The sequence below is a fragment of the Mycolicibacterium arenosum genome (assembly GCF_024320865.1).
Taxonomy (GTDB): domain Bacteria; phylum Actinomycetota; class Actinomycetes; order Mycobacteriales; family Mycobacteriaceae; genus Mycobacterium; species Mycobacterium arenosum.
On record NZ_JANDBD010000017.1, the window covers coordinates 69946 to 82111 of the forward strand.

Consider the following 12166-nt stretch of genomic DNA (forward strand, 5'->3'; position numbering starts at 1 on the left):
GGTCCTGCCGGAGTGGTCGGCGGGAAGGCGGCGTAACCCGGGTCATCGCACGAAGTAGATGACGGCGAACAGTGCGATCCACACGATATCGACGAAATGCCAGTAGTAGGACACCACTATGGCGGCCGTCGCTTGGGCCGGGGTGAACTTGCTCATGCGCGTACGCATGAGCAACAGGATGAATGCGACGAGTCCGCCGATGACGTGCAGACCGTGAAAGCCGGTGGCGAGGTAGAACACCGAGCCGTAGGCACTGCTGGAGATGGTGGTGCCCTCACGCACCAGGCTGATGTACTCGTAACCCTGTCCGAGAACGAAGAACAGCCCCATGACGAATGTGACGACGTACCAGCGGCGCAGGCCGTACACATCGCCGCGTTCTGCGGCGAATACACCCATCTGACAGGTGAAAGATGACGCGATGAGGACCAACGTCACCGGCACCGCGAGCGCCAGGTTCAGCTCTGTGGGAGGTGGCGGCCACTCGTCCGCTTGGGCGCGCGCGGTGAAGTACATCGCGAACAAGCCGGCGAAGAACATCAGCTCGCTGGACAGCCACACGATCGTCCCGACGGCGACCATGTTCGGTCGATTCAGTGAATGCACGCGCGCCGTGATGGCGGTGCCACTTGTCATGTCGTCCCTCGTCGAGCCACGTTCACCGGAGATCTACTGAGTCACTACCTACTATCACATATAGTAGAACGTCACTACGAGGACCTCGGGGGAAACCCACCTCAATTCGAATCACGGCATGCCGGTGCGCTTTTGATGTTCACGGCGATACGGAGCAGCTACGACCGGATGGCGTGCCGCCAGCTGCTCGCGGCTGCTACGTGGACATCGAAGGTCGTCCTTGTTATCTTTTTGTGATCTACGTAGTTGGCCCATAGATGTCCCTGCGGTGTGAGGATATGTGCTTTGAGGATGGACCGCCCTGCTGCGAAGCATCGATCGGCAGGTGCTCTCATCGTGGCGATCGCGTTGGTGGTGTCCGTCGGTGGCTCGGCGGGCACCGGCTGGGCCGACCCGGCTGCCGACGCCCTGGCCCGCATGACGGAACTGTCTCGCGAAGCTGAGCGAACCACGGAAGCCATCTACTCGGCCGAGATGGACCTCGAAGCGAAGCTCGCCGCCCAGCGCCTAGCCGAGGACGTTCAACGCACCGAGTCCGAGGCGTTGAGTACGGCGCGAGCCGACCTGAGCCAGTATCAGGACGTCGTGAATCAGGTGGCGGTTGCGGCCTACATGGGCGGCCCGAGCAGCGGCATCAGTGCCGCGCTGACCGCTGACTCTCCGCAAGTCCTGCTCGACGAACTGTCGTTGAACCGCCTCATGGCCACCCAGATGTCGACCCGCGTCGCGGCCTTCCGTGCAGTGTCGTCTCGCGCCGAGAGTGCGACTCGAACGGCGGAGTCGTCGGTGCTGTCTGCGCGGACGGCGGCGGAGCAGGCGTCCACCGTGCGCGCAGATCTTCAATCCAAGCAGAGTCGACTACGCGCCCAGATCGCCGACGTGGAGGCGTTGTACCGGGCGTTGACTCCCGATCAGCGTGCAGCGCTTGCCGACCCGGGGCCGCCGACCCCACCCCCACCCCCGATCCCGCCGGTGACTGACCCCGCCGTCGTGGCGATGCCTGAGGCCGTGCCGTCGCCGGTAGAGCCGGGTCCGTCCGGCTCTCTCGAGGGTGCGACCGTCGTGCAAGCGGCGCTAACCCGTGTAGGCGCCCCGTACTCGTGGGGCGCGACCGGGCCTGACGCGTTCGACTGCTCGGGACTCATTAAGTGGGCTTTCCTGCAGAGTGGGAAGTCGTTGCCCCGGTCGAGCCAGGCGCTTGCGGCAGGCGGGCAACCCGTTGAAACGGCGGAGGTCCAGCCCGGCGACATCGTCACGTTCTACTCGGACGCGTCGCACGCCGGCATCTACATCGGCGACGGAAACATGGTGCACGCCTCGACATACGGCACCCCGGTCAAGGTGGCGCCGATCTCATCGGCTCCGATCTACAACGTGCGGCGGTACTAGCCGGCCACGCTGGCGTTGCCCGCCTTCCACTGATCCCACGGGATGTTCCAGTCGCCGAGCCCATCGGTACCGGACAGCGTGGGACCCACCGTGTTGACGACCTCTACGATGTCGCCGCGTTTCGTGTTGTCGTAGAACCACTTTCCGTTCTCGGTGCTGGCGTTGAGGCAGCCGTGGCTGACGTTCGCGCGGCCCTGGCTTCCGACGGACCACGGGGCGGCATGCACGTATATCCCGCTATAGGACATCTGCGTGGCCCAGTTGACCTCGGTGCGATAACCGTCGGGTGAGTTCACTGGAACGCCGTAAGTCGACGAGTCCATGACCAGGAACGAGTACCGATCGCCGATGATGTACGTGCCCTTGTCGGTCGGCGTCTTGTCCTTGCCCATCGAGATCGGCATGGTCTTCACGACATTGCCGTTGACCCGCACGGTCATGGTCTTGGTGGAGTCGTCGGCGGTCGCGATCACCTCGTCGCCGATTGTGAAGCGATTCGTCACGTTGTCCTGGCCGAACAACCCGTCGCCCAGATCGACTCCGTACGTGTTCACTTGAACTTCAACCGACGTACCGGCCTTCCAGTATTGCGCAGGGCGCCAACGCACCTCGCGATCGCTCAACCAGTAGAAAGCACCCTCAACGGGGGGGTTGGCGGTGACGGTTATCGCCCGCTGCGCGGCGAGTCGGTCGGGGATCGGTTCGTCGAACCGCACCGCGACGGGCTGCCCCACGCCCACCGCCTCGCCGTTGTTCGGCAACACGTACGGCATCGTGAGGTTCTGCGGGGAATGCGTCTGGAAAGTGGCACTGTTGCGCGCCACACCGCCAAGCCCCAGTGCCTCCGCGTTCAACGTGTACGTCCGGTTGTAGCCCAGCGGCTCCGCCGAACGCCAGGTCACACCGTCCGAGCTCAACTCACCCGCGACCACCCGCCCTTCTTCGTTGACGAGAGTCACTGCGCCCAGCACGCCGGCCGCAGCACTGACCGTCACCGGCGAGTCCACCGAAACCCCGACATCGCCCTCGGTGACCGACGCACGCAAGCTGGGAACGAGTAGGTCGCCGTAGGGGGTGCCCTTATCCACGATCGCAGCATCGGGCACCTCCTGCGGTGCTGACGAAGACGACGGGTTGTTGTCGCACGAGATGAGCCCCACGGCGAGCCCGGCAACGGTCATGAGCACCAGCAACGTCCACCAGATGCCGCGACGTTGACGTACCGCCGCGGATTGAATCCGTGTCATGAATGCCGACCCCTTGGTATTCGCGAAACTGTTACGCCCACATCTTACGTACTATCTACGTAGACGGCGCCTCGGGCCGAACGTGCGCTCGGAGGTGAGCGCTCGGCGGGCAGCGGCCATGGAGGTAATCCTTGTCAATGACGAGCACGTTGCGAAGTCGAATCACCGGTTTCGGGTCAGGGCGTCGTCGACCATGGGGTTTCACGGGTTCGCGAGTCGCAGCGGCATCGTGCGGAGGCTTGGCGGTATGCGCCAGTTTCCCTCCGATCGGAGCATGGCCAGCAGCGATCGTTGGCTTCGCACTGCTGGCGTGGGCACTTAACGACCCGACGACGGTGGTCGGCGGAATGGGTCTCGGCTTCGTGTTCGGCTTATTCTTCTACCTGCCGCTACTGCCGTGGACCGGCATCTTCGTGGGGTCGATGCCGTGGGTCGCGCTCAGCATGATGTGTGCACTGTTCCCGGCATTGTTCGGGTTCGTGGCAGTCGTGTTACGCCCTCTGCCGGGCTGGCCGGTCTGGTGGGCGTCGTGTTGGGTAACCGCCGAATGGCTCAAGAGCGCTGTTCCGTTCGGTGGATTTCCCTGGGGGGTGGTCGGTTTCGGCCAGGCCGACGGACCGCTGGCTCCTTACGCACGCATCGGCGGTGTGACGCTGGTGTCATTCGTCGTGGTCCTCGCCGGGTTCCTCGGGTTCGCTGTCGTCATTCGGATCACGGCGCGTCGCGACTCGCACGCCGACGGTGTGGCCTGGCGGGCTGCGGCGGGCCTCCTGTTGCTTGGCACCGGAGCCATCGCGTCGGGGGTACTCGTGAGACAGCAGAACACCGGTGAGACTTCGCCGGGCTTGACCGTCGCCGCGATCCAGGGGAACGTTCCGAGGCTCGGCCTGGATTTCAACGCCCAACGCCGTGCGGTCCTGGCGAACCACGTCGAGATGACCAAGCGTCTCGCCCGCGACGTCGCCGCCGGCGCCACCGACCGACCGCAGCTGGTCATCTGGCCGGAGAACTCCTCGGACGTGGACCCCCTCGTCGACGCCACCGCTGCAACGCAGATCTCGTCAGCGGCGCAGGCCGTGGCGGCGCCGGTCGTGGTGGGAGCCGTGTTGGCGGGTCCGGTAGAGGCAGGACGCAGGCAGACCACCACGAACAGCGTCATCGTGTGGTCACCGGACAGCGGCCCCGGACAACGCCACGACAAGAAGATCCTGCAGCCCTTCGGCGAGTACCTCCCCATGCGCGATTTCTTCCGGTTCTTCTCCGCCTACGCTGACCGGGCGGGCAACTTCGTGCCCGGTGGCGGCGCGGGAGTGGTTCAAGCCGCCGGTGTGACGGTGGGCGTGGCTACGTGCTGGGAACTGGTTTTCGACCGGGCGCCTCGAGATGCCGTGCGCAATGGCGCGCAGGTGCTGGTCGTACCATCCAACAACGCGACGTTCAACGAATCGATGAGCCGACAACAGTTGGCATTCGCGAAGATTCGCGCAATAGAACACGACCGACCCGTCGTCGTCGCCGCCACCACGGGGATCAGCGCAATCATCGAGCCCGACGGAACGGTGACCGATGAGACCGAGTTCTTTGAGGCCGGATACCTGGTCGACGCGGTCACGCCCACAGCAACGGCCTCCCCGGCCACCCGGTGGGCGCCATCGGTGCAGGCCCTCCTGTTGGCCGTCACCGTCGGGGCGGTCGCTGCGGTGGCGATGAAACGACGTGGCGCCAGAACCGTCAGCGAGGAGGGACGTGCCGGCGATGACCAGGAGCGATAGTGGACCGTTGCACCGTCATGGCGGAGCTCGCTACACCGGGCGGCGACGCCTCGCCACCGTCGGCGCCGCGGTACTGCTCGTCGCCGCAGCCGGCGGGTGTTCCAGCGGTGACGACGCGGTTGCGCAGGGAGGCTCCTTTGAATTCGTTTCACCTGGTGGAAAAGTCGACATCTACTACGACCCCCCGGAGACCCGCGGTCGTCCGGGGCTGATACGGGGACCTGATCTCATGGACCCCAACCGCACGGTGTCCCCGGATGACTTCACCGGGCAGGTCGTCGTAATCAACGTCTGGGGCCAATGGTGTGGCCCGTGTCGCACGGAGATGCCGGAGCTGCAACAGGTGTACGACGCGACACGTGGCGAGGGAGTGGCGTTCCTGGGCATCGACGTGCGCGACAACAACCGCCAGGCAGCAGTGGACTTCGTCGTCGACCGCGAGATCACCTTCCCCTCGATCTACGACCCGCCCATGCGCACGATGATCGCCCTCGGAGCGAGTTACCCCACCACGGTGATCCCGTCAACGATCGTCCTCGATCGTCAGCACCGTGTGGCGGCCGTGTTTCTGCGGGCGCTGTTGGCCGAGGATCTCGAGCCGCTAGTGAGGCGGCTCGCGCGCGAAACGATCGACCCCGTCCCATGATCGGTGAGCTCGTACTTCCTACCACTCCGCCGTCGTTGTCGACAATGCTCGCGTGGCTTCCGCCGCCGGTTCCGTTGCTTCCAGTCGCGGCAATCGGATTGGCGGTCTGGTACCTGCTCGCCGTGCGCGTCGTCAGAGCGAAAGGCCGCACATGGCCGTGGACGCGAACGACGAGTTTCCTGGCAGGATGTCTCGCACTGGCGGCGGTAACGGGCCTCGCCATCGACAGCTACGGCTATCGACTGTTCAGCGCCTTCATGTTTCAGCACCTCACGCTGTCGATCCTCGTCCCGCCGCTTCTGGTGTTAGGGGGTCCTGGGCGCTTGTTGCTCAGGTCCACGCCTCATCACGGCGTTGGACGCTGGGTCCTGATCGCCGCGTTGAGCGGACTCCGCTGCCGTGTGAGCAGGATCGTGCTCAATCCTGGCTTCACCATCCCGGTGTTCCTACTGAGCTACTACGGCCTCTATCTTTCGAATCTGTTCGACGCGGCGGCAGCCAGCGTCGCGGGTCATGTCGCGCTGCAGGTCTTCTTCCTCGTGAGCGGCCTCTTGTTCATCTTGCCGATCTTGTCGACCGGACCGATGCCGGTCCGGCAGAGCAATCTGGGCCGCTTCTTCGACATCTTCGTGGAGATGCCGCTGCACGTGTTCATCGGTGTGATTCTGATGATGGCGCCCCGAGCGCTCACCGAAACCTTCGCGAATCCTCCCGTCAGCTGGAACGTCGACCCGGTCGCCGATCAGGGGGTCGCCGGTGCCCTGGCGTGGTCCTACGGCGAGCCCGTGGCCGTACTGACGACGCTGATCTTCGCCATCCGGTGGCGTCGTGACGAGGAATCCGAGTCGGCAAAGAGGGAAGCCGACGTCGAACGCGACGCCGCGGAACTCGCGGCCTACAACGCATTCTTGCGCGGTCTCCATGAGCAACCACCGAGATCGACCCCTGGGCGAGGGACGTCCGACGAGCGCGGCTGACGAACACGTCTCGAGCACCTGCGAAGCCCGAGCGAGGAACGACGCTCAGCGACTCAGGGCCTCCAGGGCGGAGATCTCGGCTTGTTGCTCTTGGATGAGCGACCGTGCCACCGCCATCGCTCCGGGATGCGATCCGGACTGCAGCTGAGATCGTGCCGCGGAGATCGTGAACTGGTTCTGCCGGATCATCAGGTCGACGAACACGCCTGTCGCGCCCGGCTCGATCGAGTCGCGGAGGACACGGTAGTCGGCGTCGGTGGCGAGGGGGTGCTGGCCGCGCTGAACCTTCACTCCTGACTCCGATTGTGGCGGATCGGGACTAACGGTCATCGGGGTGAAGCCCCACTCCAGGAGGAACGACTGCAGCTCGCGTGTGCGGCCGGTGTTGTTCGCGGCGATCCGACGCGCGATGTCGGCCGCGTCAGGTTCCACGTCGTTCTTGACGACGAGCAGCTCGCCTAGGGCGACCGCTTGAGCGCCGTGCTCAATGATGTCGCGCGCGAACAGCACATCGAACCTGGTGTGCGGCTCGTCGGCGACAGCGGCCGAAGCGCTCGGAGGGGTGGGCGACGAGACACCTGCCGTGTCAACGCATCCCGTGGTGCTGAGCAGCCCTAGTGTCGACACCATTGCCCACCATGACCGCGCGCGCGAACCGGTAACCGACGGCGTCCTGCCGCGAATGCGGCGCGTCGGCATGGCGATGATCTTGATGGCACTGGTGTCGAGTGCTCCGACGAGACGCCGGCCACGGCCCGCCGAGGAGCGCACCATATCCAGACCTCCTGAGTTAGTCAGTAGGCAGCGTACGGCGCGCCCAGCTCAACGGCCGATTAGGACGCCGGACGAAATTCGCGTTCGCGGCTCAGGCATGCAGGTCGTGAAGTTAGTGTCGTGTGCGGTGCACCTGCACCGCGGAGTTGGACAGGGGGAGACGGCGCTGTGGCGGGATGGTCGACGACAGGGTCCGAAGTCTGCGACGTCCCGGCGCCTGCAGTGCCTCTCTACGCGCCTCCGCAGTTCGCGCACAGTGAGTGTGCCCGGTGAGCCTAGTCGGCCAAGCGGCGTTTCTAGTCAGCTTCCCCGTCGCTGCATCCGCTATCGGGGCCGGCATCGCAGCCGTTCGCCCACCCGGACCGCGCGTGGTCAGTGCGATCCAACATTTCGCGGCAGGCGTGGTGATTGCGGCCCTCGCGGGCGAGGTACTGCCCGACTTACGCGGCGAGGGCAATCTCGGGTGGGCGGTGACGGGGTTCGTTTGCGGGGTGACGCTGGTGCTGGGTTTGGCGGCGTACGGACGTCTCGTCGATCGCCGCCAACGTGATTCAGGATCGACTACGCGCACGCTGCCACTCGGGTTGCTCGTGGCGGTGGCAATCGATCTGTTGATCGACGGACTCCTGGTTGGTCTCGGGGCGCGCGGCTGGGATCGACGCAGGCGCTGATCATCACCATCGCGCTCACGTTGGAGATCCTCTTCCTCTCGTTGTCGCTGGTCGCTGAACTCACCGGTCGCGGACTCGGCGCGATGCGCGCTACCGCGGTGTGCACGGCACTCGGTCTCGTCACCGCCGTCGGGGCGGTAGGCGCTGCGGCCCTGCTGGCCGGAGTAGGCGCCGCCGTGCTGGCTTTCGTGCTCGCGTTCGGCGCTGCTGCGCTTCTCTACCTGGCAGTCGAAGAGCTGCTCGTCGAAGCACACGATCAGGCCGAGACGACCTTACTCAGCGCGATGCTCTTCGGGGGCTTCTTATGCATCTACGTCCTCGGTGAGCTCGCCGCCTAATCCGAGCGGGGCCGAGCGCCTGTGCCCACGATGACCCATGCGCTCCGCCATCGCCCGAGCCACTTCATGTCTGGACCGTGTGGCCATATACGGAGTGAAACAGTAGATTGAGTTCGTGGAAAGTGCATCAGCAGTGTTCTGCCACGGACCGCGGTCGAGGTGGGACCGACCGGGGCACGCGCCGCGGAAGGCGCGCAAGGGTTTCCGATGGATCGCGGCAGCACTCCTGGTGGCACTGGCGTTGGCGGCGGCAGCCTTGGTAGCGGCCGACCCGGCGACGGGTCACACGACGGGAATGGTTGAGAGCGTGCGCATTTGAGGTGGGCCGAGCGCAGTATGCGATCTCCGATCTCAGAGACGATTCAAGGCACCTCGGAGATGGTTACGCGAAACAGATCAAGACACCCGACAGCGCGAGGACGAAGATGGTCATTGGTGTCGCGGCCATTGCAGCGACCGCCCCGCCCAGCGTGACCCGAGTTTGAACACGTGCGAAGCCCTTTTGCGGATCGGCGAGACGCTCAGCGCGGACGAGCACCGCGACACTTGCGGCGGCGAGAGCACGCGCCGGCGTGATGGCCCCCGACAGCATGAGGAGTCCTGCGAGTAGAGGTTGATTACCATGCCGCCGCGCGGCGGCGTCATCGGCGCACATTTCCAGCAGGGAGCCGATTTGCGTTGCGGCACTGGTGAACAGCTTGATCCTAGGCAACGCTGAGGCCAGGCCGCGTACTGCGGCGACCACGTATGCGTGACGCCCGTCGAGGTGAGCCCGTTCGTGGGCGACGACCGCCGCTAGTTGCGTTCTGTCAAGTGCGGCCAGTGCGGCAGTGGTCACAACGATCGCCGGCGGCCGGCCGGCCACGCAATACGCGGCAGGCTCGGTGGCCTCGATGACGATGACGTCGCTTCCGTCCGACCTGCCCACAAGGCGCACGGCGTCGGCATGATCGAAGGTGTGCGTGCGCATGCGCCTCAGCGCGAGGCCGACACGAACGCAGATCGCGACTAGGCTTCCGACGGCGATGACCACCGCAACTGTCGCGACGATTCGGGCAGGCCACCCCGCGTGACCCAGGAGTATCGCCTGAAGGCGTTCGAGACACGACGCGATGAGGGCGTCGGGACTGTCCCAATGTCCGGCGGCTTCACACAGCAGCAGTGCAACCGCGGCAACCGAGCACCCGAGCACTGTCACGACGGCCGTCAGCCATGCAGTGATTGCCAACCGCGGAGCTCCGCCATCGGCAGTGATTCTGAGCAACAGCTTCGGGCCTGCCGCTAGGACAGCCACGACGTACAGCAGTAACGACGCCGCGACGGTCATTTCCGACTCGACTTTCGGGCGAGGCGTCGAAGCGCGGCGCGCAGGTCCGCGGATTCCTCTGCATCGATCTGCGCGACGAAATGACTGAGCACCGCCTCTGAGCGGCCGCCACCGCTCAGAGCCTCGAGCATCAGTCGGGCGCTGTGTTCCTCCCGAGTCAGGGTTGGTCGATAGCGGTAGGCCTTGCCGTCACGTTCCCGTGACAGCCAACCCTTGCCATACAGGTTGTCCATCGTCGACATCACCGTGGTGTAGGCGATGTGCCGTTCGGCGCTCAGCTCGTCGAAGATCTCCCTGACCGTGGTCTCTGTGTCAGGATCGCGATTCCACAGGCGATCCATGATCGCCGCCTCCAGCTCTCCGAAGCCACGCACCCGAGCCATGATCGATCCTCCTGAGATAGTCCGTACGTAGCTTACGGTGTCGAGCGCAATAAGGAAGGCGGAGGCGCTTGGCATGAAGCATGCGCCACGTCTTGGGGTTATCTACTGATCAAGTACGTACGTTGTCTGATAGTCTGTGGCTGCCGACTGGTATTCGCGATATCCCTCGGCGTTGGAGGCCGGGCATCACATCCCCCCGTGATTGCCCGGCCTCTCCACCGCGCAACGCGTTGCATCACCGCGAGTGGCCTTCGGTTATCCGAAATGCAACAGCGACAACGACTTCTAACTGATCGCGCGATCAACGACTCTGCTGCTGAATGCCCACTCTCGCTTGAGATTCGAATCCGGTGAATCTCGGGGACACCCGTCCGAAGAACACGTGGCTACGAATAAACAGTGGTCACCGTCGACGAGGTGACATTCGCAGCAGGGAGCCAGGATGTGACCGGTGTCGAACACAGTGATCGAAGGCGGTGGAGTCTCGCTCGGGCAGCGTCAGGACTGCTTGCCGCTGGAGTGACCTTAGGGGTCGGTGTTCTCGTCGCGGCCGTGGTGGCGTCAGCGGCGTCGCCCTGGATGGCGGTCGGCGGCGCGGTCGTCGACCACTCGCCGTTCGCCGTGCGTGAGTGGGCCATCGACACCTTCGGGACCAACGACAAACTAGCGCTGTTCGTCGGGATGGGACTCATCATCGCCCTGCTGGCGGCCGTCGCGGGCTTGACCGAGACACGACGGCGACCATATGGGTCGATGCTGTTCGCCGGCTTCGGGGTGGTCGGTGCTATCGCCGCGTTGACACGGCCCACCGCGACGGTGTGGTCTGCCGTTCCAACTGTTTTGGGAGTCGCCGCTGGCATCCTGACGTTGCGGCTGCTCACTTCGCGGGCCAGCCCAACCGCGGAGGACCACGGCACTGGCGTGATCCAGTCGCGACGCGCGTTCGTCCGTATGGCGGGTGTCGCCGGGGTAATCGCGGTAGCGGGAGTGGCAACCGGGCGCTATCTCGGTGACCGGTTGCGCAGTCTCACCGGCGACATGGCCAACTTCTTGGTCCCCACCGTCGAGACCCCCGCTCCACCGGTCACGGCGGCCTACGAGGTGGGCGTGCCCGACATGACGAGTTTCATCACCCCCAATGACGCGTTCTACCGCATCGACACAGTCCTACAGATCCCCGCTGTGACAACAGATCAATGGCGGTTGCGCATCCACGGCATGGTGGACCGCGAGATCTCACTGACTTTCGACGACCTGTACCGCAGGTCGGCAGTCGACCGGGTCATCACGCTGACCTGCGTATCCAATCAGGTGGGCGGCAACCTCGTCGGCAACGCGCGGTGGACCGGCTACCTACTGACCGATCTGCTCGCAGAAGCCGGCCTCGAACCCGGCGCCGACATGCTGCTATCCCGAAGCGTCGACGGGTTCACCGCGAGCACCCCACTCGCCGCGATACTCGACGGCCGCGACGCCCTGCTGGCGGTGGCGATGAACGGCCAACCCCTACCGCTGGAACACGGCTATCCCGCTCGGCTCGTCGTACCCGGCCTTTACGGGTACGTCTCCGCCACCAAGTGGGTGAGCGAGCTGGAGATCACCCGCTTCGATAAGGCGTCGGCCTACTGGACCGAGCGCGGCTGGGCCGCCGTAGCGCCGATCAAGATCTCGTCCAGCATCGAGGTGCCGGCCGGATTCGCTCGGTTGAAGGCCGGAAGCGTTGTCGTCGCCGGTGTGGCCTGGGCGCAGCAACGCGGCATCGGATCGGTGGAAGTTAGCGTCGACGACGGGCCGTGGCAATTCGCGACACTCGCTGCCGAGTACTCGATCGACACCTGGCGGCAGTGGTATTGGGAGTGGGACAGCACCCCGGGCACCCACACGCTCGCCGTGCGCTGCACGGATCGGTTAGGGCAACGGCAAATCGTCGAACAACGGCCTACAGTCCCGGACGGTTCCACTGGTCTGGAACGCCGCGTGGTCTTCGTCGAGTAGCGGCACTCAGG

The 12166-nt window shown here is 65.0% G+C and carries 12 protein-coding genes; 7 read left to right on the top strand and 5 right to left on the bottom strand.

Annotated elements, in window-relative coordinates; genetic code table 11:
* Positions 1-42: 42 nt before the first annotated feature.
* Positions 43-636 (bottom strand): aa3-type cytochrome oxidase subunit III, encoded by a 594-nt coding sequence (gene ctaE / locus NM203_RS30515; RefSeq protein ID WP_255064571.1) that lies wholly within the window; start codon positions 634-636, stop codon positions 43-45.
* 291 nt (positions 637-927) lie between these two features.
* Here ctaE and ripC point away from each other — a divergent pair, with 291 nt between their 5' ends.
* A complete protein-coding gene (ripC, locus tag NM203_RS30520; protein ID WP_255064572.1) occupies positions 928-2025 on the top strand; it encodes a peptidoglycan hydrolase RipC in 1098 nt (365 codons plus the stop codon).
* Here ripC and NM203_RS30525 read toward each other — a convergent pair.
* Positions 2022-3272, bottom strand: a complete 1251-nt coding sequence (locus NM203_RS30525; protein WP_255064573.1) for a L,D-transpeptidase — start codon at positions 3270-3272, stop codon at positions 2022-2024. The two genes, ripC and NM203_RS30525, sit on opposite strands and share 4 nt — an antisense overlap.
* 239 nt (positions 3273-3511) lie before the next feature.
* On the opposite strand from NM203_RS30525, the gene lnt reads away from it, so the two are divergent.
* From lnt to NM203_RS30540, 3 genes are read left to right on the top strand one after another with little or no spacing between them, the layout of a single operon-like run.
* Positions 3512-5044 carry an apolipoprotein N-acyltransferase gene (gene lnt / locus NM203_RS30530; RefSeq protein WP_255064575.1) on the top strand — a complete coding sequence of 511 codons (1533 nt, stop codon included), beginning with the start codon at positions 3512-3514 and terminating at the stop codon, positions 5042-5044.
* On the top strand, positions 5028-5690 hold the full coding sequence (locus tag NM203_RS30535) for a TlpA disulfide reductase family protein (RefSeq protein WP_255064638.1): 663 nt from the start codon (positions 5028-5030) through the stop codon (positions 5688-5690). Before lnt ends, NM203_RS30535 begins: the two co-directional genes overlap by 17 nt.
* A complete protein-coding gene (locus tag NM203_RS30540; RefSeq protein WP_255064577.1) occupies positions 5687-6667 on the top strand; it encodes a cytochrome c oxidase assembly protein in 981 nt (326 codons plus the stop codon). Before NM203_RS30535 ends, NM203_RS30540 begins: the two co-directional genes overlap by 4 nt.
* Positions 6668-6712: 45 nt before the next feature.
* Here the strand turns inward: NM203_RS30540 and NM203_RS30545 are convergent, their stop codons facing one another.
* Positions 6713-7441 (bottom strand): DUF305 domain-containing protein, encoded by a 729-nt coding sequence (locus tag NM203_RS30545; RefSeq protein ID WP_255064578.1) that lies wholly within the window; start codon positions 7439-7441, stop codon positions 6713-6715.
* A 401-nt stretch (positions 7442-7842) separates the two neighbouring features.
* On the opposite strand from NM203_RS30545, the gene NM203_RS30550 reads away from it, so the two are divergent.
* Positions 7843-8112, top strand: coding sequence for a hypothetical protein (locus tag NM203_RS30550; RefSeq protein WP_255064580.1), 270 nt, complete (start codon positions 7843-7845; stop codon positions 8110-8112).
* A gap of 20 nt (positions 8113-8132) precedes the next feature.
* Positions 8133-8450 carry a hypothetical protein gene (locus NM203_RS30555; protein WP_255064581.1) on the top strand — a complete coding sequence of 106 codons (318 nt, stop codon included), beginning with the start codon at positions 8133-8135 and terminating at the stop codon, positions 8448-8450.
* Positions 8451-8832: 382 nt separating this feature from the next.
* Here the strand turns inward: NM203_RS30555 and NM203_RS30560 are convergent, their stop codons facing one another.
* Both NM203_RS30560 and NM203_RS30565 read right to left on the bottom strand, forming a co-directional pair.
* A complete protein-coding gene (locus tag NM203_RS30560; protein WP_255064583.1) occupies positions 8833-9777 on the bottom strand; it encodes a M56 family metallopeptidase in 945 nt (314 codons plus the stop codon).
* Entirely contained in the window at positions 9774-10160 is a 387-nt protein-coding gene (locus NM203_RS30565; RefSeq protein WP_255064639.1) for a BlaI/MecI/CopY family transcriptional regulator, read from the bottom strand. The genes NM203_RS30560 and NM203_RS30565 overlap by 4 nt, the downstream gene beginning before the upstream one ends.
* Before the next feature lie 519 nt (positions 10161-10679).
* Here NM203_RS30565 and NM203_RS30570 point away from each other — a divergent pair.
* Positions 10680-12155, top strand: a complete 1476-nt coding sequence (locus NM203_RS30570; protein ID WP_308212865.1) for a molybdopterin-dependent oxidoreductase — start codon at positions 10680-10682, stop codon at positions 12153-12155.
* The last annotated feature ends 11 nt before the right edge of the window (positions 12156-12166 follow it).